This is a genomic window from Burkholderia sp. 9120, from assembly GCF_000745015.1.
Taxonomy (GTDB): domain Bacteria; phylum Pseudomonadota; class Gammaproteobacteria; order Burkholderiales; family Burkholderiaceae; genus Paraburkholderia.
In genome coordinates this window covers 1857951-1883059 of the sequence record NZ_JQNA01000002.1, presented here as the reverse complement: position 1 = coordinate 1883059, position 25109 = coordinate 1857951, and the positions used below count along the sequence as shown (strand labels likewise).

The following is a 25109-nucleotide window of genomic DNA, read 5'->3' as shown; positions in this document are numbered from 1 at the left end:
TGATTTGGAGTAACACGAATGGCCGTCGGTTAGACACCTGTCGATCCGGCCTACGCTTCGGTCGCACCTTCTCGATCGCGGATCAGTAGGACTTCGCGGGTGGGGTCGAGGTAACGAACGAAGTGTTCGAGTCCGGCGCGTCGATCGTATTCGAGCAGGCCGAAAACCGGCTGCATACGATCAAGGCGATTCTTGTCGCGACGCTTGCCGGATAGAGGAGATGACGATGCTCATCGTTGTGGCCCCTGGGGGAATGTCTTGCTCAGACGTGGTGACCGAGTGAGCGCCTACGCGCGATACAACAACACATTCTGCCTGCCACCACACAACTGTCGAAGGCAGCGACCGGAGGCAATCTCGTGATTGTCCACGGTAATCGGCCACAAGTTGGGCTGCTCGCGTCGTAAGGCATGGCCGCGCCTGAAGCTGAGCGCTTTCCTCTCGACCTGCTGGATGCGGAAACTGAGGGCATGATCGGACTGGAGCTGGGCAACCGGTTTGCGGGCCACCGCGCCTCCGCTAATTTGATGACGATGGAGGAGGTGCCGAGTAGTTTCCGAGCCTGTCGCTCACACGTCGCACGCAGCTATCATTCCGACATCGACCGTTGCCTCGAGATTCCTCATTAATATGCGTGTGAGGGCTCCGCTGGCCTGGAACAACCCGAGTCCGTTATCAGGCCGGTCGACTAGGACTTTTCTCAGTTAGTCGCTATTGGATCGAGCCGGCACCAGATCGCGCATGACCGTCATGCTTGTGTGCTGGGCTTTGGGATGTGCATCTGCCGGCGTACGGTTTGCCGCGAGGTCCCGGACGTCCGGTAATCGATGTGGAGCAGGATCAGATGAAGGCACAAGAAGTCGTGGACACCGCAAATGCTTTGGTCGCCGGCCACAAGGGCCTGCTTGCGATGGATGAAAGCACGTCAACCTGCAACAGGCGATTTTTCGGATTGGGGATCCCGCAGACCGAAGGGGTGCGGCGCGCATATCGTGAGTTGCTTCTGACCACACCGGGTCTTGCAACGTGCGTGAGCAGCGTGATTCTGTACGACGAGACCGTACGTCAGCGCAAGACTCACGGCACCCCCCCTCCTGGACGTCGCAATCGATGCGGGCATCATTCCCGGTATCAAGGTTGACCTAGGTGCGAAGGACATGGCGGGGCATCCCGGGGAAAGAATCACAGAAGGCCTCGATGGATTGCGCGAGTGCCTACGTGAATATGCCGAGATGGGCGCCCGGTTTGCCAAGTGGCGGGCAGTTATAACCGTAGCCGAAGGCGTTCCGAGCCGGGGGTACATGGATGCCAACGCCCACGCGCTGGCTCGCTATTCTGCTCTTTGCCAGGAAGCTGGCCTGGTACCCGTCGTGGAACCCAAGGTGCTGATGGACGGCTCTCATTCCCTGTATCGATGCGGCGAGGTCACAGAGCTGCGCAACGTGTTCAACGAACTCAACTCGCAAGGCGTGATGCTGGAGGGGATGAGACTGAAGCCAAATATGGTTCTTCCCGGGTTAGCCTGTGCGATACAGGAGACATTGGACGAAGTGGCAGATGCCTCAGTTCTATGCCTGCAGCGAACTGTGCCAGCCGCGGTGGCGAATTGGGGCGCGGCCCAGGAAGCATTGTTGCATTGTGCGCGGTGCAATCACGCCGCGCTCCGCGGCGAATATAGCGCAGTGACGGAGGCGCCATGAGCCAATTACTGCAGGCGTATCTAGTTCGGCATGGCGAGACCGCCTGGTCTATCAGCGGGCAGCACACCGGACGCACTGATCTCCCCTTGACTGCAGACGGCGAGAACGGGGCGCGTGAACTCGCGCCGCTTCTGAGGAAGATCCGGTTCGGACGTGTTTTCGTCAGTCCGCGACTGCGTGCCCGGCAGACTTGCGAGCTGGCCGGCCTCGGGCAGGTGAGCGAGATTGAAGCTGATCTGGCGGAGTGGGACTATGGCGACTACGAAGGCCGGCGGTCCTCCGACATCAGGAAGATGCGCCCAGACTGGAATGTTTGGCGGGACGGAGTTCCAGGCGGTGAAGCGCCCACAGAAGTCTCTGCGCGCGCCGACAGGCTGATCACACGTCTGTGCTCGATGCACGGCAACATCGCGCTCTTTACGCATGGCCAGTTTGGCGCAGTCATCGCAGCCCGATGGATCGGGCTCCCATTGATGGATGGGCAGCATTTCCCGTTGCATCCGGCGTCGGTAAGCATTCTCGGTCATGAGCCCAGCCATCCCGATATTCGCGTCATCGAACTGTGGAATGCCACGTCGTCGCGATTCTGGTTCGACCCTCAGGAGCATACCTCGATCGTGTGATTTGCGACCAGGATCACTCGCGCCGCGTACGTTTTCGAAGCTACGGCAACTGCAGCGAGTGCCCTTTGGTTTCAGGCGATCACGAAGTCTGTGATTCGAGCTTGCGACACCAGGATGACTGATTGATTGAAAGTCCGGCTGATTGTAAACAAGCCGATGGCGGTGTTCGAGTCAGTGAGCCAGCCGCAGCGTGATGGGTGGTCAACCAGCCAATGTGAGGAAGACATGCGCGCTTTGATTGCCGGAAACTGGAAGATGAATGGTCTTCTGTCACAACTGGTCGAGATCGATACTGTTGCAGCATCGGTGAGCGCGACGCCTCCACACGCGGACATTCTGATTTGCCCGCCGGCCACGCTAATCGCACGCGCGGCAGAGCAGGTGGCTGGGCGCATCGCAATTGGAGGACAGAATTGCCATAGCAAGATTTCGGGGGCGTTCACAGGGGATATTAGCGCCGAGATGCTCAAAGACGCGGGCGCGAGTACCGTCATCGTGGGACATTCGGAGCGGCGGCGGGATCATGGGGAGACCGATGCGATGGTGGCAGAGAAAGCTAAAGCTGCATGGCGCGCCGGGCTCCTAACAATTGTTTGTGTCGGCGAGACTAAATCGCAACGCGAGGGGGGGAGCGCACTATCTGTATGCGGGACTCAGATTTCGGGTAGCGTGCCTCAGCATATGGTCTCGCTCCACAATGCAGTCGCGTATGAGCCGCTCTGGGCGATTGGAAGCGGCCAGGTGCCGACAGCGTCGCAGATCACGGAGATGCACGCGCACATCCGATGGTGTCTGGTCGAGCACCTGGGCGAGCAAGGGAAGGAGGTACGCATCCTTTACGGCGGCTCCGTCAAACCCGCCAACGCACGGGCGATTCTCGCACTTCCAGAGGTCAACGGCGCGCTGATTGGTGGTGCAAGCCTGAGGGCCGCAGATTTCCTCGAGATTATTGACGGTGTTCCACACTGCCCTTGAACGCATCCTGCCGCGACGAAGTGTCCGGTACTGGACAGAACACACCGCCGAGAGCGCATAGCATCGTGTCAAGGGTGCGATGCCGGCCTCGACCATGCACGGCTGTAGTCCGCTAGCAGCGGGTCGGGTTACGGCGCTACCGTCCGATGGTGTAGCGAAGAACCGATCTTTGGAGTGAAGACGGCACACTATTTGTGCTCCTGGCTAGCTCGCACACATGCGCTACCAGGATGTGTTGACATTCGCGAGGTCGCGGTCTGACGAAGTATTGCCATGCGACCGGAAAACCGAACCGCAAATGAGTCCATGCGAAGTGATCAGCGGTTCAGGCGTCGGTGACGAAGAGGACTTCCTCACTCTGGCGACAGATTCAATACTTGAAAAATTGGGAGGTTCAAATGGCACATTATTACTGGAACGACTGGTATTCCGGTTGGGGCTGGTTTCTATGGTTCGCCGTGATCGTTCTGATTTTTTCAAGCTTCGGAAACTGGGGTTATACCTATCGTGCTCATCGAAACTTTGGGCTGCAGATACGGAAAGAGGCTCTCGATATTCTGAACGAGCGGTATGCCCGAGGAGAGGTGGCGCTGGACGAGTACAAAGAGATGAAATCCGAAATAGCGAAGGCCTATAGCAACGGCGGCGATGCGGGCACCCATAGCGGCCGCTGAACCACGCGTTATGGCGATCGACGCGGTGCCGATGACCGGGAACGCTGCGCGCTTTGCTTTTGGAACGTACACGCGCATCTCAAATGTATGCGATCTTTAATTCACGCCTCTCAGAGTGGTAGCGTCAAACTCTGAGGTGTGGCAGAGGAGGCTCAGCGGAAGTCGGCGGGCATCTTCCAGGGCAACAACGCGTCGCAGTCCTCGACGGTCGTGGCAAGCGGAAGTTTCTGGAAGAGCCAGTGGAGGTAACGGTAGGGGTCGATGCGGTTAGCGCGGCACGTTTCGACGAGCGAATACAGGTTCGCACTCCCGTTCGCGCCTCCGACAGTGTCGGAGAACAACCAGCCACGGCGGTTATAGAAATGATTCTATAAACGCCGCTATCGACACTTTTCGGTTATCGAAGGTGATCACCCGAGTGTGGACAATAGCTCTTGTTTTCAGGGCTAGGATACCTGAAGCGCGCACTGCAACCTTCCATAATATGGAGTACTTTCCTCACGTTGTCTTAGTGTATCGAGGAGGGTCACCATGCTCACACACTCACGCCCCAGACCCGGACATATCCTAGCTCAACGATGGCTTGTCCAGTATGGCATGGAAGCTCACGCGGCCTCATACCGCCGATATCTAACCAAACGTGGATATTCGCATAACACAATCGAGCGTTATTACCGCGGTCTCGCGCATTTCGCGCACTGGATTTCGGAACAGGGAATCGGCCTTCGAGAAGTCGACGATGCATTGATTGACAGGTTTCTCTTCGTTCATCTGCTCCATTGCCATTGTGCCCCCAAATGCGAGCGATCAAGAACCAGTATTCACGCTGCACTGAAGCTATTTATCGAGATGCGGGGCATCGCGCGTGCAGAGCCGATATCGTCTGTATCGACTGCGATAAGCAGAGAGGTCGCGGATTTCGATCGGCACATGTCTGAAGTTCGTGGACTCTCCGAGAGTTCCCGCTACGTGCGAAGACGAGATGTGACGGAGTTTCTCGTCGATCGTTTCGGATCCGGTCTGATTCGTATTGCGAATCTTTGTCCGTCTGATATCGAGAACTTCGTCCTGCGTCGTACGCGCGGACTGGCACCAAGCACGATCAAGGGCGTTGGTATCGCCCTTCGCAGCTACTTCCTTTTCAAATCCAGTTGCGGTATCCCAACCACAACACTTATCGCCGCACTGCCGCGGGTGGCCTTATGGCGACTCTCTGGCCTGCCGGATATCTTGTCGCCTGAGGAGATCAGACAGCTGCTCAGCGCCTTTGACCGCAACAGCGCCACCGGCATGCGCGACTACGCCATTACCCGGTGCCTGCTGGACCTTGGCTTGAGACGCGCTGAAGTCGCACAATTGTGCCTCGACGATATCGACTGGCGCGTGGGAACCTTGACGCTTCACGGCAAAGGTAATCGAATCGATGTGGTACCGCTGCCGCGGCGAACCGGCGAAGCGATCGCTGGGTATCTGCAGTACGGACGTCCTCAAACAACGCGGCGAGAGGTCTTTGTACGCCATCGACCGCCGATCAATGCAGGAGCTGGTCTGGACATCGTAAGAAACGCAGTGCGTTACGCCGCCGAACGTTGCGGGCTTCAACAACGCGTGCGTGGCACACACATTTTCCGACACACAGTGGCATGTCGGATGGCACAAGGCAGCGCCCCATTCAAGGAGATTGCCGACCTGTTACGCCATCGCAGCCTTGACACGACGACCATTTATGCCAAGGTGAATGTTCCAGCGCTTCGACTGGTAGCGCTTCCCTGGCCGGGGAGGCACTCATGAGACACCGCAAATCACTTATGCAGTGGATCGACGACTACCTCGCGGTTCGCCGCCAAGCGGGATTTGCGCTCAAGGCGGAAGGCGAACAGCTTCGACACTTCGCGCGATTCGCTCAACAGATCGGCCACAAGGGCTCGTTGACCACACAGCTTGCCGTGCGATGGGCAAGCAGTTCCGTAGGAGGCCGCCGGCTTACGGCCGCACGCAGGATCGAGCTACTACGGCCCTTTGCCAAATACTGCCGGCAGTTCGATCCCGCAACGGACATTCCACCTCGAGGGCTTTTTGGGCCGGCACATCGCCGGCTGGTCCCACATGTCTTTAGTGACAATGAGATCATCGAGTTGATGGCCAGCTGCGAGGGGCTTTATCCACCACACGGCTTGCGTGGCGCGAGCTGCGCGGCAATCTTTGGATTGATGGCATCCTCAGGTCTGAGGACCGCTGAAGTGGCGGCGTTGACGCGCTCGGACGTCGATCTCGACCGCCGATTGCTGCTCATTCGGTGCGGGAAGCTCGGTAAATCCCGCTGGGTCCCGATACACCCCACCACCGCCGACGTCCTGAGGCGCTACGCCAGGAAACGCGATCGCGATCCCCTGACCCTAAACAGCGAAGCGTTCTTCGTTTTTGACTATGGTCGACCAGCCTCCACGCACAGCATCAACTATGCCTTCCATATTCTCTGTGACGCGCTGAAGTTGCGACCGCGTGGAGACCATTCTCGACTTCGCCTGCGCGACCTTCGCCATTCATTCGTGTGCCACAGGCTCCAGGAATGGTACGCCCGTGGACTGGACGTAGATCGCAGCATTCTTGCCTTGTCGACCTATCTCGGCCACGCTAAGGTCACCGACACATACTGGTATGAGACAGCCACTCCCGAGCTGTTAGCTATCGCAGCTCAGCGCTTCGTGAGTTGTCGGAGAGGTACATCATGAGCAAGTCTCTCACACAACCATTTCCCGTTTTATTGCAGAAGTTTTTTACCCAACGCCTTCTGCTACAGCAACACGTAAGCCACTGCACCGTGACCGCTTACCGCGACAGTTTTCGCCTGTTGCTAGCCTTTGCATATCAACGATTGCACAAGCGGCCTTCCAATATTGCTATCGAAGATCTGAACGCGTCGTTCATTCTCGCGTTTCTCCACCACCTCGAACGGGATCGCCATAATTGCATCCGCAGCCGCAACGCGAGGCTCGCCGCCATACGGTCGTTCATGGAATATGTTTCCTCCGAGGAGCCCTCGGCGCTGGCGACCGTGCGGTCTGTATTGGCGATACCCATGAAGCGCTTCGAGCAGCCTCTCGTCGGATCTCTGTCTCGCGAGCATATTGAAGCGATTCTCGCTGCTCCCGATATGGAAACGTGGACTGGCCAACGTGATCGTGTCATGCTGGCAACCCTGTACAACACCGGTGCGCGTGTTTCCGAGCTCCTCGAGATGCGTGTTGCTGATCTCGTGCTCGGCTCGACCTCATGGGTACAGATCCATGGCAAAGGTCGAAAAGATCGTTCTGTACCATTGTGGCCAGACACAGCTAGGGAGCTGAAGCGGTGGTTGAGGCAATATCCACGGAGTCCTCATGAACCGATATTTCCAGGTCGCTCTGGTGGAACGCTCACGCGCGTTGGCTTTACCGAACGTCTTAACCTCGCGGTCGAGGTAGCATCGCGACAGTTTCCCGAACTTCTGAAGTGCCGAATATCTCCGCACGTGGTGAGGCACTCGGTAGCAACGCATATGCTGCAATCTGGTGTCGATATTACCGTCATCGCGCTATGGCTTGGTCACGAAAGTCCGGTGACAACACATCGTTATGTCGAGGCTGACCTGCAAATGAAGGATCGTGCGTTACAGGCTCTCCAGGCACCTTCGCGAAAGCCGACGCGATATCGTCCGAAGGACGACGTTCTTCGCTTCCTGGAAACCCTGTAGTTATGGAAGCTTCACCTCTGGAACACGGTCGAGTTATCGGGCCGGGACAGCGCCATGGTCCTGTTACAGCAGGGCCTTGGCGAGCATGTCGGCGCCGCCGATTACCCGGGGGATGAACCTTCGATAACTACAATGCTTCGATAGCGGCGGCCTAAACAGAATGGCCTGATGGCGTTTTCACAAGGGGATGACGATCGTAAAGCAGTGAGGTCACACTGGCGTCTCCAGGATCTGAATTTCGCCGGCATCGATCTCACACGTATACATGAGCGAGACGATCTCTTCGTTCTTGTGTGTAGTGCCTCACTTATCGAAAGCGGCTCGGGTCTCTATACGCGCAATCTGGTGCACTATTTTGCCAAAGATCTGGAGATCTGCGATTGGCTGCGAGATCACTGGGAGCCAGAGGAACTCCAGCACGGACAGGCACTGAAGGCCTATATTCAGCATGGGTGGCCAGAATTCGACTGGAATGGGGCGTATGTGGATTTTCTCGAGCAATATTCGAAGCTTTGCACCGCCGATAACCTCGAGCCAACACGAGGCCAGGAAATGGTCGCGCGTTGCGTCGTCGAGATGGGAGCCACCACTTACTACCAGGCATTAAACTCAGTGTGTGATGAGCCGGTTCTTCGCGGCCTCACCTGGCGCATCCGTAACGATGAGTTGCAGCACCACGGGCATTTCTATAGATACTTTCTCAAGTATCAGATGCAGGAGCCTGTGGGTAGGTTGTTGGTCATCGCTGCCCTTTGGCGTCGCCTTGCCGAACTGCGTCACAGTGATACCGAGATCGCCTTACGTTGCGCTACCTACTGGCGCTTCGGTGAGCGAACGGTGCCTTCTACGTTCGCCACAATCCGAAGGGAGGTTTTTGGATTGGTTAGCGTACGGTATCCGGTCAAGTTAGCCCTGAGAATGACACTCAAGCCGCTAGCATTGAATCCGAGATTCCAACGTTGGGTGGAGCGACCTTTGGCTTTGGCCGTGATCGTTAGCCGGGTCATGTTGAGGTGACGTGGGGAGGGAGCCGTTTTACCGTATCTTCGGTAAGCTGATGGATTGATCTTGATCCGGATTAGCCTCTATCTCGAAAAGTGTTGCGCAGGCATGGGGTTCGGATCCGGTACGGCAGCCGACGCCTATCACAGTTGCTCGCATGGCATTCAGAAGCATGCTGGTTTTCGCCCTTTTGCCACGTTCCCGCTCGGGGCTGAGTAGTTTCCGAGCCTATCGCTGATGCCACGTGCGCAATTATCATTGTGATCATCGGCGGTTGGGCTCCGGACCCGACAGCGACCTGCGAGCCAGCATTCAAGCCAACACTCCGATCCATATTTTCAGTTTATCTATCCTCGGAGCGTTGAGTTCAGGCTCATCAATGCCCATCGCGCTATTCATCCCGAGGCTTCGCCATGCAGGATGGAAAAAATGCCGAACCAACTCTGTGAGATCTGCAACGCGCGTCCCGCCGTCGTTCGAGTCGTCGTGGCGCAAAACGGCAAGCGCAGGTCGATGTCGATCTGCGACTACCACTACCGTGAACTGACGCGCCATCAAAGCATGGTGTCTCCGTTCGATTCGATTCTCGGCCAGGGCGGATTGTCAAACTTTCTAGGCGACACGCACGCCGCTCAAGGCGACGAGTCATCGTGGAACGCAAACCTGGAGAAAGAATCTGTCGAACCAACCGATGCGTTCAGTGCGCAAACCATCGAGCTTCTCCAGCGCGCCGGAGAAAAAGCACATGAGTTGCATCGAACCGAACTCGACACAGAACATCTGCTGTATGTGCTGGCCGATACCGATGTTGGTCTGGCTTTGTTCAAGGAACTGAAACTTTCGCCGGACGACATCAAGAGCTATCTGGATCAACATGCGCCGCATGGCGTTTCTCCCGTCGAGGCCACGACGGACAGGATGACGATTTCGCCACGGCTCAAGAAGGTTTTCGTTCATGCGTTCGAGGCGTCACATGAATTGGGGCACTCCTATGTTGGACCTGAGCATCTGCTGATCGGTCTTGCGTCGGTTCCCGACAGTCTCGCCGGAACGTTGCTGAAGAAGTACGGTGTGTCGCCAGAGATGATTCGTCAGAAAACCGTGAAAGTGATCGGCAAGGGATCGCAGGATGGCCGCGTCGAAGCGTCGACCGGTACACCGAATCTCGACAAATTCGGTCGGGACCTGACGGCGCTTGCCAGGCAGGGCAAGCTCGACCCGGTGGTGGGACGTGCGCAGGAAATCGAAAGCACAATCGAGGTGCTCGCCAGGCGCCGGAAGAACAATCCGGTGCTGATCGGCGAGCCGGGGGTCGGCAAGACCGCGATCGTGGAAGGCCTCGCGCAGCGAATTGTCAGCGGTGAAGTACCAGAAGTGCTTCGCGGTCGGCGTCTGGTGGAAGTAAACCTCAATTCCATGGTGGCTGGCGCCAAATACAGGGGCGAATTCGAGGAGCGTGCCAAGGCGCTGATCGACGAAGTGACCGCCAAGAAGGACGAACTCATTCTCTTTATCGACGAGTTGCACACCATTGTCGGCGCTGGGCAAGGCGGAGGCGAGGGTGGGCTCGACATCGCCAACGTATTGAAGCCTGCACTGGCGCGCGGTGAGCTTAGCCTGATTGGCGCCACGACCTTGAACGAATTTCAGAAGTACATCGAGAAGGATGCTGCGCTCGAGCGTCGGTTCCAACCGGTCCTCATTTGCGAGCCGACCGTAGAGCAAACCATCGTGATCCTTCGGGGCCTGCGCGACAAGCTTGAAGAGCACCACCAGTTGACATTCTCCGACGAGGCCTTTGTCGCGGCAACCGAGCTGGCCGATCGGTACATCACGAACCGCTTTTTACCGGACAAGGCGATCGACGTGATCGACCAGGCCGCCGCTCGCGTCCGGATTGGTGCCAGCTCGAGACCTCTTGCGATGCAGGAACTCGAAGCGGAGATGGGGCAGCTGAAACGCGAGCAGGACTATGCGTCGTCGCGCAAGCGCTACGATGCGGCCAAGGTGCTTGAGCAAAGCATCAAGATAAAGAAGGCAGAGTTCGATGAGCAGACGGAAGCCTGGCAGCGCAAAACCGGTTCGGAAACACTGGAGGTGACAGTGCTCGCCGTAGCCGCCGTCGTTTCGAAACTGACGGGCGTTCCGGTAAGCGAACTGACCCAGGAAGAGCGGGAGAAGTTGCTGAAGCTTGAAGAGCGGTTGCGCGTGCGCGTGATTGGTCAGGACCAGGCTGTGAAGGCGGTAAGCGATGCGGTGCGGGTATCGCGAGCAGGGCTCGGTCAGGCCAACCGGCCGATTGCGACGTTGCTCTTTCTTGGACCGACGGGCGTCGGTAAAACTGAACTGGCGAAAGCGCTCGCGGAAACAGTATTCGGCGACGAGCAGGCGATAATCCGCATCGACATGTCCGAGTATATGGAGCGCCATGCGGTCGCTCGTCTGATCGGGGCGCCGCCAGGCTATGTCGGCTATGACGAGGGTGGTCAGCTGACGGAGCGGGTCAGGCGCCGGCCATACAGCGTCATTTTGCTCGATGAGATCGAAAAAGCGCATGCCGATGTGAACAACGTTTTACTCCAGGTGTTCGACGACGGACGGCTAACTGACGGAAAGGGGCGCGTGGTCGACTTCTCGAACACGGTTATCATCGCAACCAGCAACCTGGGTGCGTCGCTGATTATGGACGACCTGGAACAGGCGCCAGCGGAGCGGATGAGCGAGAAAGCGCTTCGTGATGCATTGCTGCAGGTGCTCAAAGGCTACTTCAGACCGGAATTCCTCAACCGGATCGACGAAGTCATCGTGTTCCACTCGCTGACGCGGGAAGATATTCGGGCAATCGTCCGGATACAACTTGACCGCGTCGTCCGTACTGCAGCGGCACAGCGCATCACCGTGCAAATTGACGATTCTCTGGTCGAGCACCTGGTGGAAGCCGGCTATCAACCGCAATACGGGGCACGTGAACTCAAGCGCCAGATCAGACTCGAAGTGGAGACGCTCCTCGCGCGGGAGCTCCTTGGCGAGGCGTTAAAAAGCGGCAACACCGTGCGTCTGGCTTTTGACGCGACAATCAGTCAGGTGAGCATTACTCCCGTCGATTTACCGCCGCCGACGAAGCAGAAAATCAGAAAAGTTAAAAAGGATGAGCATGCGGAGGACGCCGTCTGACCTGTCGGGTAGCCGTCATTGGGTCTCGCTGCCGCCTTGAGAGAAGCGGCTGAGCCGGATCGCCGAGACGATTTACTTTGGGCGATCAGGCCGTTGCGGCGGATTCGTCGGAAGCGGCAGACGGCTCGGCCTCGTACGAGGCCGCGGCCAGTGCCATGCGGGCCAACGCAGGAAGGGAGCCGGCGCCAGTTTTCGTCATGATCGCGGCACGGTGGTTTTCGACCGTGCGTTGGCTGATTGAAAGATCCGACGCGATGATCTTGCTGGGTTGGCCAGCTAGCACCCGTTCCATGATTTCATGCTGACGCGGCGTGAGCGTGGCGACATGTTGCGCGGCCGTCTCGCGCCACGCGAACAGTTTGTTGGAGTCGCGGGATTGTTCAACCGCTCGCCTAATGCCGTCGAGCAGGTCGGTGCGCCCGATGGGTTTTTCGATGAAATCGGCAGCGCCGGCCTTCATGGCGCGCACTACCATTGAAACGTCACTGTGACCCGTGATCATGATCGCCGGCAGCGGTCGCTTCGTTTCACGGATATGTTCGAGCAATTCAAGTCCACTCATGCCCGGCAGGTAGCCGTCTACCAATAGGCAAGCCTCTCGCCCCGAATGATAGGCGGAGAGAAAGGCTTCGCAGGTCGGATAGGTTTCGACGCTCTGGCCGTCTTCCTCGAGTACCGCTCTTATCGCATCACGTACAGTCGAATCGTCGTCTACCACGTAAATGACCGGATCCGTTCCGCCTTTACCCTGCATGTTGTCTTGATGCGGCAGCGGCGCCGGCGGCAATTCCGGTAGCAGATGCTGAATCAGCTGCGAGAGCGTATTGACCTGGACCGGCTTGTTGAGTTGCGCGCACTGATTGAGCGCGATCGCCTTGAGCGTCTCTGTCGATATGTCGCCCGTCAGGATAATGGTCGGAATCTGGCGGTGCAGCGTCTCCCTTAACTTCGTTGCGACCTGCAGTCCGTTCATTCCGTTCGGCAGGTTGTAATCCGCAAGGATCAGGTCCGGCCGGAACGTATCGCGCGTCACCCATTCAAGCGCAGCGGTTCCATCGCGCGCGGCGGCCGCACGGTGGCCTTCGTCGGTCAGAATGAGTTCCAGCAAGCTGCGCACTTCAGAATCATCCTCAATGACCAGAATTGCGCCGGTTCTGTGGGCCGTATCGACGATCTCATCGTCGACTTTCGTCCGTTGCGGAATAGCGATGCTGGTACGTTCCTCGACGGCGCCGCCGACGTCGATGGTAAATACCGAACCCTTGCCTGGCTCGGAGCGTACCCGGATCCGATGCTTCAGCAAGCGCGCGAGGCGCTGGGAAATGGACAATCCCAGCCCGAGGCCAAGTCGACGCTCGCGCGCAGCATTGTTGAGCTGATGGTATTCGTCGAAGATCGATTTGAGCTCTGCAGCAGGAATACCGATTCCAGTGTCCCATACCTCTATGCTAACCACGCCGTTTCTTCTCCGGCAGCCTAGCAACACCTTACCGCGCTGCGTATATTTCAGCGCATTCGAGAGCAGGTTGCGGATGATCTGATCAAGCAGGCGCGAGTCGCTTTGTATCGATAGGTGGCAGGGCACCACATGCAAGGAGAGGCCCTGTGCCTGCGCGTGGAACGCGAACTCGTCTCGTAGGCGGTCAAACAGGGTGTTGAGCGGAAAGCTGGATATCTCCGCGTGGATGGTCCCCGCCTCGATCTGGTTGATGTCGAGTAAGGTGTTGAGCATGCCTGACATCGCGTCCAGTGTCTGCTCAAAGCGAGCCACGATTCTCCCGGCCATATCGCCCTCCACGTGCTTCGCGAGCAACGAATGAAGTAACGTCAGTGTCTGCAGCGGTTGGCGTAGATCGTGGCTTGCAGCCGCCAGAAACCGGGATTTGGCGACGTTCGCCTCGTCGGCTTGCTGACGTGCCGCTTCGAGCGCTTTCGTCGTGTGCTTTCTGTCCGTGATGTCGGTGAACGTGATCACCACGCCCTCGATACCGTTGTCGTTGGTGTGGTAAGGCAGGATTCGGCGGACCAACCACACGCCGCTGCGTGCTTCGATTTCCCGTTCGATTGGAATGCCGGTATGTAAGACGGTCTGTGCGTTCGTCAGCAGATCGGCGTCGGCCGCAAGCGAGCGCAGGTCCGCAAGAGGTCGGCCGACGTCGCCCGGAATCACGCTGAAAACCAGTTTCGTGGCGGGCGTAAAGAACCGGATGTTCAGGTCTCTATCGAGAAAGAGCGTCGCGACATCCGTGCTGAAGAGGACATTCTGTAGGTCGTTGTAGGTGATTCGTTGACGCTCCAGCGTTTCCTGCAACTGTCCGTTCAATGCGGTGAGCTCTTCGTTGAGCGACTGCAACTCTTCCTTCGACGTGACCAGTTCCTCGTTCGTCGACTGGTATTCCTCATTGACCGACAGCGCTTCCTCATTGATGGTCTTCTGCTCTTCACCGGCCAGTTCAAGACTATGAATGGCGCGACGCAGTTCGTCGCGGGTTGTCTCAAGCTCGCGTCCCAGTTCCTCGACTCGGGAAGTGTCTGCGGCAGCCACTGGATTGGTATGCGATGGCGCGTGTTCAGGCAGATCAACAAAGCAGACCAGCAGCAGCGCCTCGCCTTCATTCGTTACCGGCAGAACGTCGATATTGAACGAAACCTGTTTGCCGTCGCGCAATACGCTGCTACCACCCTTGACGACCACCCGCGTGCCGTCCCGGCTGGCCTGTTCGGTGGCCAGTCTCAGTCGGGTGCGCATATCATTGGGCGCCATGGAGAGCAGGTCGCGCGTGGGCGCGCCGCGTGGCACATGCAGATAACGGTCTGTCGCCCCAAGGAAGAACAGACATTCGCGATTACGGTCGGTCAGCACTGCCGCGGGTGCAAAGGCATCCATCACGAGTTGCCGGCATAGATCAGCCATCGCGGCGTGGCGCGGGCGAACAGCGGCGGCTTGTCCGTTGCGAAGCGGAAGGCGCGAAAGTTCGCCGGTACCGGCCAGAAAGCCGAGGTCTCCCGGACGGGAGTGGCCGATATGCCTGTACACACGCTCCGCTTTCGAAACAAGCTCGAAACGACCGCTAGTGTTGCCCGCCGTCTCGGCGCTGCCCAAAAGCAGGATGCCTCCCTCACGCAATGCGAAATGGAACAACGATATGACTTTCGCCTGCGCCTCGGGCATGAGGTAGATCAGCAGATTGCGGCATGAAACAAGATCGAGGCGCGAAAAAGGCGGATCGGCCAGCACATCCTGGACCGTGAACACCACAACTGATCGCAGTTCAGGCAGGACCCGGTATTGATGTTCTTCCCTGGAAAAAAACCGCGCCAGTCGCCCGGGAGACACGTCGGCCTCAATGCTCTTCGCGTAAAGGCCTTCACGCGCGCGGGCGACAGCGTGGGGGTCGATGTCGGATGCAAATACCTGCAGCTTGATATCGATGCCGGACAGAACGATCTGCTCGCGAAACACCATGGCCAACGAGTAGACTTCTTCGCCGCTACTGCAACCGGCTACCCAGACGCGCAGGGCCTGCCCGGCTGCGCAGGTTTGAACCAGTTCAGGGACGGTGGTTTTCTCGAGAAACTCGAATACCGAGGTATCGCGAAAGAAACGGGTGACGTTGATAAGCAGGTCCGCCGCGAGCCGGTCCAGTTCCTCGCTGTCGCGCTGCAGAACCTCGAGATATTGGCTGATGTCGCCGGTGTCCAGCGCGACCAGCGCCATGCGTCGCCTGATCCGGCGCAGCAGGGTGCCAGGCTTGTAGAACGTGAAGTCGTGGGTCGTCTTGACGCGCAGCAATTCAACGATCTTCGACAGTTGCGCCGACGTTGCCTCTTCTGCGCCAGCCGCACTGTCTTTAAGCGGTAACGCCATGCGGCGCTGGAACTCAGCTAGTGCAGCAGGTATCGCATTTGCGAGAAGGACAAGGTCCACTCCACCTGTGGCGATCGCACTTTGCGGCATGGAATCGTAGGCCGCTTCATTCGGGTCTTGGGCAATCACCAGACCACCTGCTTCCCTGATGGCTTTCAACCCGAGGCTGCCGTCGGCACCCATGCCGGAGAGGATGACGCAGATGGCGCGCGCGCCATATTCTTCAGCCATCGAGCGCAACAGAAAATCGAATGGCAGGCGGGCGCCATGGCGAGCCAGCGGCTTCGACAGCTGAAGCGTGCCGTTGCGGACTGAAAGCGATGCGCCGGGCGGAATAACATACAAATATTCGCGCTCGATCAGCATTCCGTCTTCCGCCTCCCTCACGTTGACAGACGCATGTTCGCCTAGCAGGTCGACCATCATGCTTTTATGAGTCGGGTCGAGATGCTGAACCAGAACAAACGCCATGCCAGCATTGGCGGGGAGTGCGCCAAGCAGCTTCCTGCAGGCTTCCAGACCCCCTGCAGATGCGCCTATTCCGACGACGGGAAAGTCCTCGTTTTTTGGCGTTGAAGCGCTGCTGGGATGGCGCCGGGCATTCGTGCGAGCGGGGAGCCTGTCAGGGCGATGGGAAAGACTATCAGGCATGGAGGATTGCCTTGAAGGGTTGCCTTCACGGGGAAGACATCATCTTGATAGTACACGAGTTTCCCTTCATGACCGGGTCCCGCCCAATGCTCCCACCACTCTGCTGAGTATGGCGATCTGAGTAGTTTCCGACGCTGCCTCAGCATTGCGTCCGGCACTAAGATGAGAACAGATGATTTCGGGAGGAATGTCATGAGCACCGTTATCGCGAAGCTGCACACGGAGCATGTCAGGCTTGCGCAGCTTGTGCGCCTGTTGAACCGTCCGTCATGCCTGCGTACCGACGCCAGCGCGCCGAATGTCGCGTTACTGGTCGATGCGTTGTGTTACCTGACGCGCTTTCCGGACGTGGATCACCATGTCATTGAAGACCGGATGGTCGAAGTGCTTCTGGAAAAAAAGGCGTTACCCGTCGACGTCGGAGAGGAAATCGAATCACAGCATGCGACGTTGATCCGGGACGGTCGGGACCTGTTGCGCGACCTGGAATCTGCAGTCCGGGGAGAAAACATGTCGCAGGAGTTAGTGGATATTCGAATACGACTCTACGCAGAGCGGCTACGGCACAACATGGTCGTTGAGGAGTTGACACTGTTCCCCGCAGCGCAGAAGAGTCTTAGCGAGGCAGATTGGCGCACTGTCGAGGGCGCAGGTTCGCAAGCGCGGCCTGATCCGCTTTTCGACAACGAGCCAGACGAGCGGTTCGCCGAGCTATTTCGAGTCATTAATGCGGAGGCGACTGCAGTGTCCGCGGAATCTCTTTATTGAGCCGATTTCTATTTTACGTTCGCAATTAGCGGACGTTCGCCCGTCCGGAGCCCCATCATGTCGAAGAAATTCCTTAGCCGCGAGCAGATCCGGCAGCAAGTCCAGCAGCGGCTGCAGCCAAGCCCGACAAGGCTAACGGGACTGCCTGAGATTGCCATTCCAATGCCGAAACCTCATTCGCTCGATGTGCATGCGCGCAACTGGGATATGGAAGAATTTGGCGGCACGGGGTACGGCGGATACGTCCGGAAGGTCGTTGACGAGGCTAGAAAGGAGTTTTTTCTATCCGATGCCGCTGAGCGTGACGAGATACTCGGAGATTCGTTTGCGCATAGTTGATACCCACGCAGTTCATCCAGCCGGGTCGTTGGATGTCGACTGCGTCGCCATAGATTCCGCGGAAGCGGCATGGATCATTATCGATTTCGGAAATAGCAAATGATAGACGGGCATGATCCTCGCGGTAATCACCTGCTTGCGGCGCTTCCCGAAGCGGAGTGGGCGCGCGTTAGCGCGCATCTCGTGCTGGTCGACATGCCGTTGGGACGGGTTGTTTATGAGTCAGGGCAGCAATTGAGCCGCGCCTACTTCCCCACGACCTCGATCGTGTCCCTGCTTTACGTCATGGAGGACGGCGCGTCTGCCGAGATTTCGATTGTCGGCAACGAGGGCCTCGTCGGCATTGCCCTGTTCATGGGCGGGGAGACTACGCCTAGCCGTGCGGTTGTGCAAAGCGCGGGTTGGGCGTATCGGCTGGATGCGCGGGTCCTGAAAGACGAGTTCGGTCGGGCAGGACCCGTGCAGCGCCTGTTCCTTCGCTATACCCAGGCATTGATCACACAGATGGCTCAGACAGCGGTTTGCAATCGCCACCATTCGATCGACCAGCAACTATGCCGTTGGTTATTGCTTAGCATGGACCGTCTTCCGTCGAACGAGTTGAAAATGACTCAGGAACTGATTGCCAATATGCTCGGAGTGAGGCGGGCAGGCGTCACCGAGGCGGCGATGAAACTTCAGGATGCAGGGCTGATTCGCTACAGCCACGGCCATATCGAGGTGCTTGACAGACCGGCGTTGGAGCAACGGGTGTGCGAATGTTATGGCGTCGTCAAACGCGAATCCGATCGACTGTTGCCGGATCTGATGGCGCTTTGAGTTGCTCGATTCGATATTGGTAAGAGCAGTGCAGCGGGATAGGCATGCTGTTCGCCACTTCCGTGCGCTCCGGGTGACCTGCCCCGGCTAGCCGGCGCGACCACAAACTTTTGAGGTGAATTTCATGAACCTTTCAGGAAAAATCACTGACGAAAGGGGAAATTGGGCGGTGAGAGCTGATACACGCGAGTCATACGGCGGCTTCAGTTGCGAGATTCATATGACGATTCACGGTGACGCAGGCGAATTTGCCCACGAGTACAAGGCCGAGAGAACGTTCGACACTGAACAGGACGCTGTTCTTTATGGGCTGCGCGAAGGTATGGTCTGGATAGATCTCAAGATGTCGCGGACCATAAGAGTGTAGCTTTCGACAGTTTGAGCGAAGCCTGCGCGGCTTCGCCGGTTTACGCCACGCGTCTTTCGATCTCGCGCCGATCCAGCATCTCCGTCTTCGCGCGACGATAGTGGACATGTTGGCATCCGATACCTTAGTGCGGCCGATATAGCGCCTTGTATCGGCGTGATTCGCAGTCGACCATCCGGGAGTTTCAGTATGGAAAAGTCTTATCAGACCCGCTCGATTGGAGCTCTATTCGAACCCGCGCGTGCGGGTGCCTTCGAACTCGCTAATCGTATCGTCATGGCCCCGCTCACCCGAAATCGCGCGGGGCTGGGCTTGATGCCAGGACCGTTTGCTCTCGACTATTACGTCCAACGCGCCACGGCCGGTCTGATTATCGCGGAAGCCACGCAGATCTCCGAGCAGGCGCAGGGCTACGCAGGTACGCCGGGTTGCTTTACTGACGATCAGGTACGAGGTTGGCGAAAGGTCACTGACGCTGTGCACGCCGCAGGCGGCGTCATGGTGGTTCAGTTGTGGCACACCGGCCGTGTCTCACACACAAGCTTCCAGAAAAACGGTCAGGCCCCTGTGGCCCCTTCCGCAATCCGCGCCAATACGAACACGTTCCTGGCCGGGCGGGGCTTCGTCGATGTATCGATGCCGCGGGCGCTCACGGTAGACGAGATCCCCGGCATTATCAAGGACTTCCGCTACGCCTCTACCCGCGCCATCGAGGCCGGCTTCGATGGCGTCGAACTACATGGTGCCCACGGCTACCTGCTCGACGCCTTTCTACGCGACGGAACCAATCATCGTACTGACGCCTATGGCGGCTCGATCGGGAACCGCTCGAGGCTGCTCCTCGAGGTCACCAAGGCCTGCGCGGACGCTATTGGCGCCGATCGGCTGGGCGTTCGACTATCCCCGGTCTCAACCGCCGGTGATTCACGGGACAGCGATCCGCAGGCGCTCTTCAATCATGTCGTCGAAGCGCTCAACTACTTTGGTTTGGCGTATATGCACATCGTGGAAGGCGAGACCGGTGGGGCAAGGGACAGTTTCGCGTTCGATTACGCGGCCTTGCATGATCGTTTCGACGGCGTGTGGATGGTCAACAACGGCTATGACCGGAAGATGGCGATGGTCGCGGTGGAAAGCGGCCGCGCCGACCTGGTGTCATTTGGACGACTGTTCATGGCCAACCCGGACCTGGTCGAGCGCCTGAAGTTGAACGCCCCGTTGAACAGCCTCATGGGTCAGGAAACGTTCTATGGTGGCGGTGCCCATGGGTATACCGATTACCCCACCCTTGAACAAACCCGTGCCGCGATAGACCTGGCATGAGAACCCCCGGCCTGGCGCCGGCGCAAGGATAACAACAACCGCTACCGGTCGCGGCGCCATGCCAATCTCGGAAAGGGCTGACCGGTTGAAGTCGCCTCCGAGTCATGTTCTCTCACGGGCGAAAGCCGCTCTAAGTGAGAGCGCCACGAGTTGCACAATAACGTAGGGAAATTGCCATGTCTGACGATAAACAGTTGAAACAGGCCGTCCTTGACGAACTGCAGTGAGAGCCGAGTGTCAATGCCGCTCATATCGGCGTAACCGCAAAATCCGGCGTCGTGACGCTCATGGGTCATGTCGGGACCTTCCCGGAAAAATTTGCGGCGGAGAAGGCTACGCGCCGGGTCAAGGACGTCAAGGCGGTTGCCGAGGAGATCGAGGTTCAGTTGCCGTCTTGCGTACGGTACGGCGACGAAGAAATCGCGTCCGCGGCGGTCAATCGTCTGAAATCGGATTCGTCCGTTCCAGTCGACACCGTTAAAGTGAAAGTCGAAAAAGGCCGCGTCACCCTCACCGGCGAAGTCGATTGGCATTACCAGCAACAAGCTGCGGTGGATGATGTTCGCAGCATTCTAGGGAAGGTCTGCAAAACTCCTGGTGTTGAGGTGTAAGTGGACTATCCTGGAAGGAGCATAGTTATCAGGGAGAAATTCGATGACGCAACTCGGTCTTGGTCTTGATCTGTCAACGAAGCGCACGCGTAAGCGGGAATTTCTTGATGAGATGAGGCGCGTGGTGCCATGGTCGAGGTTGATAGCGTTGATCGAACCGCACTATCCGAAGAGTAGGACTGGAAGGCCACCGTTTCCGATTGCGACGATGCTGCAGATCCACTTCATGCAGCAATGGTTTGGTCTGTCAGACCCGGCGATGGAAGAGGCCCTGTATGACGTGCCGCTGTATCGTGAGTTTGCGGGACTGGACGAGGGTATGACGCGTTTGCCCGATGAAAGCACGATTCTCCGGTTCCGTCACCTTCTCGAAACGCACGGCCCTAGCCGTGCAGATGCTCACGCTAGTCAATGAAATCCTGAGCGAGAAAGGCTTGATGCTCCGGGTGGGGTCGGCGGTTGATGCCACGTTGATTTCGGCACCCAGTTGAACGAAGAACGGCTCGGGTACGCGGGACCCGGAAATGCACCAGACGAGGAAAGGAAATCAATGGTACTTCGGGATGAAGGCGCACGTGCGACCTGCAAGTCGCTTGAATTTCTGTTCGACTCAACGTGATCCGTTGTGATCGAACCGGCTGTTCCATCAGCCGTTTCCTACCCAGACATGCGGAGCCGGTAACGGCTCGGTGTGAAGCTCCGGGGACAATGTAACCGCCGATCTGTATCGGTACGCGGACCCGTGAGGGAAAGCGGAATCTGCCAGCACAAGTGCGGTGAGGGACTAGGAACGAGCGGTAACGACCAACATACGTGAACCTCTATTAAACGTCGTCATCATTGACAAGCCAAATGTGCTGACAGGCTTGAGCCAAAATGGCGCGCGGCAAGGTCTGGCCTCTGTGTGCTGGGTCAGCATGGACATTGCGCCGCCGGCGGATAGGAGGGGTCCGTCCCGCTCTGAAATTCATGCGGAACAGGATAAGCCCGTAGTGCCGCCGGCAACGGCAGGCGAACCGCAAGGAACGCTGTTGGCACTGCGGGTAAGGGATTGCGGAAAAAGCGAACGCCTTCCTGTAATGGGGAGGATACCGGCTGCTGCATGGTCGGACGCGAAAGCGGGCAGACTTCCGCGTGGTCATTCATGGCGAGAGAACTTGATTAATCGTTATACGAGGGAAGGCAGATGACGGCAATCGGTGGCGCTGCACAAGCAGAGGCGATCGATGCTGGTGCGTCCTCGCGCCCCGCTGAGATGTGGCTTCAGGCTGATTGGCCTCGCATCACAGATGAGGTGAAACGACTCCAGGCGCGTATCGCCCAGGCAACCAAGGAAGGCAGATGGGGCAAAGTAAGTGCCCTGCAGCGTCTGCTGACCCGCTCGCATAGCGGCAAAATGCTAGCCGTGAAACGAGTGACAGAGAATCGCGGCAAGAGAACGCCGGGCGTTGACGGCAAGACTTGGCCAACTCCGGCGGCCAAATGGAAAGGGGTGGAGGCGATGCAACACCGCAGTTACCGAGCGGTGCCGCTTCGACGTATCTACATCCCCAAGAGCAACGGCAAGAAGCGTCCGCTAGGAATTCCCCGCATGCTATGCAGATCAATGCAGGCGCTATGGAAGCTCGCCTTGGAGCCCATTGCGGAAAGCTTGGCGGATCCAAACTCGTACGGGTTTCGCCCCAAACGTTCGACTGCCGACGCCATTGAATATTGTTTTACCACGTTGGCTAAGCGCAAGTCACCAGAGTGGGTTTTAGAGGGCGACATCCGTGGCTGTTTCGATAATTTTAGCCACGACTGGATCCTCAAACATATACCAATGGATAAGGTGGTCCTGCGGCGATGGCTTAGGGCCGGATTTATCGATAAAGGTACCCTGTTCGCGACCGAGGCGGGAACTCCGCAAGGGGGCATCATCTCACCCGTCATCGCGAACATGACGTTGGACGGACTTGAAGCGGCAGTAGATGCCAGCGTAGGGCCGACGCCACGCGCGCGCCGAAAGTTCAAAGTCAACGTCAACAGGTATGCGGACGACTTCGTTGTGACCGGAGTCTCGAAAGATATTCTGGAGCAGAACGTACTCCCTGCGGTCAGGCAATTTCTGGCCGTTCGGGGGCTGGAACTCTCGGAAGAGAAAACCAGAGTCACTCACATTGCCGATGGGTTCGACTTCCTCGGGCAGAATGTCCGCAAGTACGCGGATAAGCTGCTTATCAAACCAGCAAGCAAAAGTGTGAAGGCACTTCTGGAGAAGGTTAGGGAGATCGTGAGGCAGCACAGGAGCGCCACGCAGACGAATCTGATTCTGCAACTCAACCCCGTGATTCGGGGTTGGGCCATGTATCACCGTCATGTGGTTTCCAAGTCTCATTTTACGTCGATAGACGCTCACATCTGGCAGCTCTTATGGAAATGGGCTATGCGTCGGCATCCCACGAAAGGCACGGGTTGGGTGAAGCACAAATACTTCCACGTAGAGGGACATCGTACTTGGGCGTTTACCGCGCGAACCAAAGATCGCGGGGTCATCCGACTGTTTCGAGCTACGATGATTCCAATTGTTCGGCACGTGAAGATACGTGGTCAGGCAAATCCGTTTGACCCTGCGTGGTCGCCTTACTTTGCCCGTCGTCGAACTGCGACCGATGGTTGATTGCCCGGTCCAATCCGATGGGGCTGCCGAATGGCTTGAGCCGGATGCAGGGCGACTCGCACGTCCGGTTCTTAGGGGGCGGTGGCGCAGCAATGCGCCACCGCTACCCGACATCGGCGTAGACGCTGAGTCGGGGCTGGTCCACACCGTCATCGGTACAGCTGCCAACGTTCACGACATCAATGCGGCCGAAGCGTTGTTGCACGGAAAGGAAACGGATGTGTACGCTGACGCCGGCTATCAGGGTATCGAGAAGCGCTGCCAGGGGAACCCGGTTCGCTGGCATGTCGCGATGCGACCGGGCAAGCGTCGGAAACTGGACCTGAGCGATCGTCTGGACGCGGTATTCGATCAGATTGAACGCCTGAAGGCCGGCATCCGCGCCAAGGTTGAACATCCGTTCCGTATCCTCAAGCAGCAGTTTGGTTATACGAAGACCCGGTACCGAGGGTTGATGAAGAACACGGCCCAGATCACGACATTGTTTGCCCTGGGCAACCTGTGGATGGCACGCAAGGCTTTGCGGATAGCTTGAACTGCTTTGAGATTGAGCTCGCGAGTCTCGGTAGACAAAGGTTGTCACGCTTCAGGAACCGGACGACCAACCTGCCAGCAGACTCTTATGGCTGATACGGCCCGAGTGGCAGAAGGTTAGTACCCTGAAAGCGGCTTGTGCAGACCTTCCCTAGGTGTTGTCGGCCTGTCAAACGACATCACCATCAAGCCGAGACCTAACACATCGGAGATCCGGGACAACATCCTGGTTGCATTGGACCGGGCGAGGTTTGACCCCGCCTCAATCACCGTGACCGCGCAGGGTGGCAAAGTGAATCTGACCGGTAGCGTTGAGTCCTGGTACGAACGGGAGGAGGCGAGCGCCGCCGCCTGGGCCGCGCCTGGCACCACTTCTGTCAATAACAAGATTACTGTCGCCTGAAGAAGCCTGTAGCCGCCAACTTGATGGGCACAGTTGGCGGGTCATTTGACCAGAACGGCAGGTATGCTGGATTGCGCAATGTCATATCAACATCGCGCATCCTGCCGGGCAGCATTCACATCGACGAAGTTCTCTCCGTACGCCGATATCGTTACTGTCTTGTCTCAAGACGGTAGAGGAGAATCTCCGCGACTTCGAGATAGCAATTTCTCGTTTACGGCAACTCCGCTGACTGAATCGCATGGTTTGTGTAGATCGGAAGTGCTTGCCCGAGTTAGTTGAACATCAGCGCAGTCATCATAAAGTCAAGGCCAAGCAGGGCAAGTGACGAATAGACTACCGTTCTGATTGTTGCACTCGACACGCCTCCCGGGGTCGGTTGCGCTTCGTACCCCTGGTAGAGGGAGATGAAGGTCGCCGCAAAGCCAAAGACGATACTCTTTACCACACCGTTTCTGACATCTCGCCAAACACCGACGCCGCCTTGCATCTGTGACCAGAAAGCGCCGGAATCGACGCCAATCATTACAACACCGACGATATAGCCACCGATCACGCCTACGGCATTGAAAATGGCGGCGAGGAGCGGCATTGCGATTACGCCTGCCGGCATCCGCGGCGCAATGACGACCTTGATCGGGTCGACCGCCATCATCTCCATGGCCGATAGCTGTTCGCCGGCCTTCATTGCAAAAGGCGACTGGTTCGTTTTCCTTCGAATTGCATGAACGTAATGCATCGACAGCGTGAAGATGAGTAGTTTCCGAACCTGCCCAGTCAAACGGGCGACGCCTATCATCAAGGACGATAGCGTTCCAATTGGACGTCCGCCGAACAAACAGTGTCAGACGGATCCGGGTGAAACGCTCCCGGTTGCCTCAACAGA

Annotated in this window: 20 protein-coding genes and 6 pseudogenes; 23 read left to right on the top strand and 3 right to left on the bottom strand. The window is 57.7% G+C overall.

Annotated features, from left to right (window positions below; genetic code table 11):
- Positions 1 to 101: 101 nt before the first annotated feature.
- From FA94_RS38035 to FA94_RS16615, 7 genes and pseudogenes are all read left to right on the top strand, one after another.
- A pseudogene (locus FA94_RS38035) lies at positions 102 to 215 on the top strand (ornithine carbamoyltransferase); the annotation flags it as partial.
- A 195-nt stretch (positions 216 to 410) separates the two neighbouring features.
- Positions 411 to 629 (top strand): hypothetical protein, encoded by a 219-nt coding sequence (locus tag FA94_RS16635; protein ID WP_035553101.1) that lies wholly within the window; start codon positions 411 to 413, stop codon positions 627 to 629.
- A 215-nt stretch (positions 630 to 844) separates the two neighbouring features.
- Complete coding sequence (locus tag FA94_RS39985) at positions 845 to 1141, top strand: class I fructose-bisphosphate aldolase (protein WP_502690838.1); 297 nt, start codon at positions 845 to 847, stop codon at positions 1139 to 1141.
- Complete coding sequence (locus tag FA94_RS16630; RefSeq protein WP_502690847.1) at positions 1095 to 1700, top strand: class I fructose-bisphosphate aldolase; 606 nt, start codon at positions 1095 to 1097, stop codon at positions 1698 to 1700. The genes FA94_RS39985 and FA94_RS16630 overlap by 47 nt, the downstream gene beginning before the upstream one ends.
- Positions 1697 to 2323 carry a histidine phosphatase family protein gene (locus FA94_RS16625; RefSeq protein ID WP_035553098.1) on the top strand — a complete coding sequence of 209 codons (627 nt, stop codon included), beginning with the start codon at positions 1697 to 1699 and terminating at the stop codon, positions 2321 to 2323. Before FA94_RS16630 ends, FA94_RS16625 begins: the two co-directional genes overlap by 4 nt.
- Before the next feature lie 126 nt (positions 2324 to 2449).
- Positions 2450 to 3298, top strand: a complete 849-nt coding sequence (tpiA, locus tag FA94_RS16620) for a triose-phosphate isomerase (RefSeq protein ID WP_231584976.1) — start codon at positions 2450 to 2452, stop codon at positions 3296 to 3298.
- Between the two features lie 398 nt (positions 3299 to 3696).
- Positions 3697 to 3972 carry an SHOCT domain-containing protein gene (locus FA94_RS16615; protein WP_051981253.1) on the top strand — a complete coding sequence of 92 codons (276 nt, stop codon included), beginning with the start codon at positions 3697 to 3699 and terminating at the stop codon, positions 3970 to 3972.
- 152 nt (positions 3973 to 4124) lie between these two features.
- On the opposite strand, the pseudogene FA94_RS16610 reads toward FA94_RS16615, so the two are convergent.
- Positions 4125 to 4325: pseudogene (locus FA94_RS16610) on the bottom strand (transposase domain-containing protein); the annotation flags it as partial.
- A 244-nt stretch (positions 4326 to 4569) separates the two neighbouring features.
- Here FA94_RS16610 and FA94_RS38030 point away from each other — a divergent pair.
- The 5 genes from FA94_RS38030 to FA94_RS16585 all read left to right on the top strand — a co-directional run bounded on the left by FA94_RS38030 (position 4570) and on the right by FA94_RS16585 (position 11881).
- Entirely contained in the window at positions 4570 to 5763 is a 1194-nt protein-coding gene (locus FA94_RS38030) for a site-specific integrase (protein ID WP_197070214.1), read from the top strand.
- A complete protein-coding gene (locus tag FA94_RS37580) occupies positions 5760 to 6704 on the top strand; it encodes a tyrosine-type recombinase/integrase (protein ID WP_035553093.1) in 945 nt (314 codons plus the stop codon). The genes FA94_RS38030 and FA94_RS37580 overlap by 4 nt, the downstream gene beginning before the upstream one ends.
- Positions 6701 to 7705 carry a tyrosine-type recombinase/integrase gene (locus tag FA94_RS16595; RefSeq protein ID WP_035553091.1) on the top strand — a complete coding sequence of 335 codons (1005 nt, stop codon included), beginning with the start codon at positions 6701 to 6703 and terminating at the stop codon, positions 7703 to 7705. The genes FA94_RS37580 and FA94_RS16595 overlap by 4 nt, the downstream gene beginning before the upstream one ends.
- Positions 7706 to 7873: 168 nt before the next feature.
- Positions 7874 to 8722: a ferritin-like domain-containing protein gene (locus tag FA94_RS16590; RefSeq protein ID WP_051980615.1), complete on the top strand. Its 849-nt coding sequence runs from the start codon at positions 7874 to 7876 to the stop codon at positions 8720 to 8722.
- Positions 8723 to 9136: 414 nt separating this feature from the next.
- A complete protein-coding gene (locus FA94_RS16585; protein ID WP_035562314.1) occupies positions 9137 to 11881 on the top strand; it encodes an ATP-dependent Clp protease ATP-binding subunit in 2745 nt (914 codons plus the stop codon).
- A gap of 85 nt (positions 11882 to 11966) precedes the next feature.
- On the opposite strand, the gene FA94_RS16580 is transcribed toward FA94_RS16585, so the two are convergent.
- Positions 11967 to 16400, bottom strand: a complete 4434-nt coding sequence (locus FA94_RS16580; RefSeq protein WP_081935962.1) for a chemotaxis protein CheB — start codon at positions 16398 to 16400, stop codon at positions 11967 to 11969.
- Between the two features lie 192 nt (positions 16401 to 16592).
- Between FA94_RS16580 and FA94_RS16575 the strand changes: the two genes are divergently transcribed.
- The 11 genes and pseudogenes from FA94_RS16575 (at position 16593) to FA94_RS39895 (ending at position 24223) form a co-directional block, all read left to right on the top strand.
- On the top strand, positions 16593 to 17168 hold the full coding sequence (locus tag FA94_RS16575) for a hemerythrin domain-containing protein (protein WP_035562311.1): 576 nt from the start codon (positions 16593 to 16595) through the stop codon (positions 17166 to 17168).
- A 57-nt stretch (positions 17169 to 17225) separates the two neighbouring features.
- The gene (locus tag FA94_RS16570) at positions 17226 to 17507 is read left to right on the top strand and encodes a hypothetical protein (RefSeq protein WP_051980614.1); all 282 of its coding nucleotides are present in this window, start codon (positions 17226 to 17228) and stop codon (positions 17505 to 17507) included.
- A gap of 99 nt (positions 17508 to 17606) precedes the next feature.
- Positions 17607 to 18326: a Crp/Fnr family transcriptional regulator gene (locus FA94_RS16565; protein ID WP_035553086.1), complete on the top strand. Its 720-nt coding sequence runs from the start codon at positions 17607 to 17609 to the stop codon at positions 18324 to 18326.
- Between the two features lie 124 nt (positions 18327 to 18450).
- Positions 18451 to 18693 (top strand): hypothetical protein, encoded by a 243-nt coding sequence (locus FA94_RS16560; protein WP_035553084.1) that lies wholly within the window; start codon positions 18451 to 18453, stop codon positions 18691 to 18693.
- A 189-nt stretch (positions 18694 to 18882) separates the two neighbouring features.
- Entirely contained in the window at positions 18883 to 20016 is a 1134-nt protein-coding gene (locus tag FA94_RS16555) for an alkene reductase (protein WP_051980613.1), read from the top strand.
- A gap of 242 nt (positions 20017 to 20258) precedes the next feature.
- Positions 20259 to 20390: pseudogene (locus FA94_RS39760) on the top strand (BON domain-containing protein); the annotation flags it as partial.
- Positions 20391 to 20402: 12 nt separating this feature from the next.
- Positions 20403 to 20627 carry a BON domain-containing protein gene (locus FA94_RS39900; RefSeq protein WP_353611450.1) on the top strand — a complete coding sequence of 75 codons (225 nt, stop codon included), beginning with the start codon at positions 20403 to 20405 and terminating at the stop codon, positions 20625 to 20627.
- A gap of 43 nt (positions 20628 to 20670) precedes the next feature.
- A pseudogene (locus tag FA94_RS16545) lies at positions 20671 to 21205 on the top strand (IS5 family transposase); the annotation flags it as partial.
- 608 nt (positions 21206 to 21813) lie between these two features.
- Positions 21814 to 23286: a group II intron reverse transcriptase/maturase gene (ltrA, locus tag FA94_RS16540; protein ID WP_035553081.1), complete on the top strand. Its 1473-nt coding sequence runs from the start codon at positions 21814 to 21816 to the stop codon at positions 23284 to 23286.
- A gap of 112 nt (positions 23287 to 23398) precedes the next feature.
- Positions 23399 to 23821, top strand: a pseudogene (locus FA94_RS16535) (IS5/IS1182 family transposase); the annotation flags it as partial.
- 135 nt (positions 23822 to 23956) lie between these two features.
- The gene (locus FA94_RS39895) at positions 23957 to 24223 is read left to right on the top strand and encodes a BON domain-containing protein (RefSeq protein ID WP_051980611.1); all 267 of its coding nucleotides are present in this window, start codon (positions 23957 to 23959) and stop codon (positions 24221 to 24223) included.
- Positions 24224 to 24497: 274 nt separating this feature from the next.
- Here the strand turns inward: FA94_RS39895 and FA94_RS16525 are convergent.
- Positions 24498 to 24911: pseudogene (locus FA94_RS16525) on the bottom strand (ABC transporter permease); the annotation flags it as partial.
- Positions 24912 to 25109: the final 198 nt, after the last annotated feature.

What these genes read in the sequence shown, in the direction of transcription:
- FA94_RS16635 (WP_035553101.1), top strand. Translation starts at nt 411, where the DNA reads ATGGCCGCGCCTGAAGCTGAGCGCTTTCCTCTCGACCTGCTGGATGCG.
- FA94_RS39985 (WP_502690838.1), top strand. Translation starts at nt 845, where the DNA reads ATGAAGGCACAAGAAGTCGTGGACACCGCAAATGCTTTGGTCGCCGGC.
- FA94_RS16625 (WP_035553098.1), top strand. Translation starts at nt 1,697, where the DNA reads ATGAGCCAATTACTGCAGGCGTATCTAGTTCGGCATGGCGAGACCGCC.
- FA94_RS16615 (WP_051981253.1), top strand. Translation starts at nt 3,697, where the DNA reads ATGGCACATTATTACTGGAACGACTGGTATTCCGGTTGGGGCTGGTTT.
- FA94_RS38030 (WP_197070214.1), top strand. Translation starts at nt 4,570, where the DNA reads ATGGAAGCTCACGCGGCCTCATACCGCCGATATCTAACCAAACGTGGA.
- FA94_RS37580 (WP_035553093.1), top strand. Translation starts at nt 5,760, where the DNA reads ATGAGACACCGCAAATCACTTATGCAGTGGATCGACGACTACCTCGCG.
- FA94_RS16595 (WP_035553091.1), top strand. Translation starts at nt 6,701, where the DNA reads ATGAGCAAGTCTCTCACACAACCATTTCCCGTTTTATTGCAGAAGTTT.
- FA94_RS16590 (WP_051980615.1), top strand. Translation starts at nt 7,874, where the DNA reads ATGGCGTTTTCACAAGGGGATGACGATCGTAAAGCAGTGAGGTCACAC.
- FA94_RS16585 (WP_035562314.1), top strand. Translation starts at nt 9,137, where the DNA reads ATGCCGAACCAACTCTGTGAGATCTGCAACGCGCGTCCCGCCGTCGTT.
- FA94_RS16580 (WP_081935962.1), bottom strand. Translation starts at nt 16,400, where the DNA reads ATGCCTGATAGTCTTTCCCATCGCCCTGACAGGCTCCCCGCTCGCACG.
- FA94_RS16575 (WP_035562311.1), top strand. Translation starts at nt 16,593, where the DNA reads ATGAGCACCGTTATCGCGAAGCTGCACACGGAGCATGTCAGGCTTGCG.
- FA94_RS16570 (WP_051980614.1), top strand. Translation starts at nt 17,226, where the DNA reads ATGTCGAAGAAATTCCTTAGCCGCGAGCAGATCCGGCAGCAAGTCCAG.
- FA94_RS16565 (WP_035553086.1), top strand. Translation starts at nt 17,607, where the DNA reads ATGATAGACGGGCATGATCCTCGCGGTAATCACCTGCTTGCGGCGCTT.
- FA94_RS16560 (WP_035553084.1), top strand. Translation starts at nt 18,451, where the DNA reads ATGAACCTTTCAGGAAAAATCACTGACGAAAGGGGAAATTGGGCGGTG.
- FA94_RS16555 (WP_051980613.1), top strand. Translation starts at nt 18,883, where the DNA reads ATGGAAAAGTCTTATCAGACCCGCTCGATTGGAGCTCTATTCGAACCC.
- ltrA (WP_035553081.1), top strand. Translation starts at nt 21,814, where the DNA reads ATGACGGCAATCGGTGGCGCTGCACAAGCAGAGGCGATCGATGCTGGT.